Annotated in this window: 2 protein-coding genes; one reads left to right on the top strand and one right to left on the bottom strand. The window is 45.2% G+C overall.

Annotated features, from left to right (window positions below; all coding sequences use genetic code 11):
* The first annotated feature begins 36 nt into the window (after nucleotides 1–36).
* Complete coding sequence (locus tag ACP45E_RS00555; RefSeq protein ID WP_241824226.1) at nucleotides 37–873, top strand: putative bifunctional diguanylate cyclase/phosphodiesterase; 837 nt, start codon at nucleotides 37–39, stop codon at nucleotides 871–873.
* A gap of 77 nt (nucleotides 874–950) precedes the next feature.
* Here ACP45E_RS00555 and ACP45E_RS00550 read toward each other — a convergent pair.
* A partial coding sequence (locus ACP45E_RS00550; RefSeq protein ID WP_141707155.1) for a LysE family translocator occupies nucleotides 951–1,347 on the bottom strand: 397 nt, incomplete at its 5' end.

Raw genomic sequence — 1,347 nt, 5'->3', positions numbered from 1 at the left:
ACCGCTCTTCCGATCTAATCCGGCACCGAAAAAGTGGTGTTTTTTAATGACTCTATGTTTATACAAGCGAAACAGCGCTTTGTATTGGAGCAAGAGCTGGCTATTGCCATAGAAAGCAATCAGTTATCTTTGGTATACCAGCCTATCTTTTGTCAAAAAACAGAGAGGGTGTCTGGGTTTGAGGCTTTGCTTCGTTGGAACCATCCTGAAAAAGGGCCCATATCCCCGGCCGAATTTATCCCTGTGGCGGAAGAAGCCGGTTTGATCATCAAAATGGGCGACTGGGTAGTCAGGCAAGTCTGTGAGATATTAGAATCGCTTTGGCATGACTCATCATTAAGCTATATACCTCGGATCAATATTAACGTGTCGGCCAAGCAATTTGAGTCGAATCACATCATCCATACTTTGCAATGTGCGTTAAGCAAAGCTCAGTTTCCAGCCAATTTATTGGGTATTGAAATAACAGAGTCACTGCTTCTTAGCGATTCATCATGTACGGTCAATGCGCTAAAGGAAATAAAAGACTTAGGTGTGAAGATCTATCTCGATGATTTTGGTACGGGCTATTCGTCTTTATCGGTGCTTAGTGAGTATCCCGTGGATACGGTCAAAATCGATCAGAGCTTTGTGCGCCAGATTGATAACGTAGGTCATAAGTCGAGTCGCTTGTGCAAAGGGGTTATTTCAATGGCCCATTCAATCTCGCTCGAAGTGGTGGCTGAAGGGGTTGAAACGGACATGCAGTTGGCTACTTTACGAGGTTGCGGTTGTAACTATGTTCAAGGTTTCTTAAAAGCAAAACCGGTGAGTAGTGATGTTATGGGAGAGTATTTGACTTACAAACCAAGTTACGCCCTTCAAGCGAGCTAGAGGGCAGTGAGCCACATTTCATTAATGGCTTCACTGCTTTGACCGGCGAAAGAGGGCGCCGGTCTGCATACCTTGTATTAAGTCAAAAATAACCAAACACCGACGCCCATCATTAGGGTTCCTGCAATTCTGTTCATTAATCGCACATTTTGTGACTGACCTAATAGACGCTTCAACCCTTTACCACCAGTGGCGTACAGCGTCATGCAGATGAACTCGAACAAAAGAATGATCGAAACCAAGACAACCAATTGAGGCGCTAAATCAGCACTTTGATCGATAAAGGGCGGCAAGAGTGAAATCATAAAGGCCCAGCCTTTCGGGTTGGCAATGGCTGTCACAAAGCCTTGAACCACCAAGTCCCAATCACTGTGTGTGACGGGCGATGTGTCATTGAGGTTGATGGCTAGCTTTCCTCTCGAACGCCACATCTGTATGCCCAAATAAAATAGGTAGCTAGATCGGAAGAGCGGT

This window comes from Vibrio genomosp. F10 str. 9ZD137, assembly GCF_049974785.1.
GTDB lineage: Bacteria > Pseudomonadota > Gammaproteobacteria > Enterobacterales > Vibrionaceae > Vibrio.
Note: the sequence above shows the minus strand (reverse complement) of the source record. Positions and strands in the feature narration are given on the sequence as shown.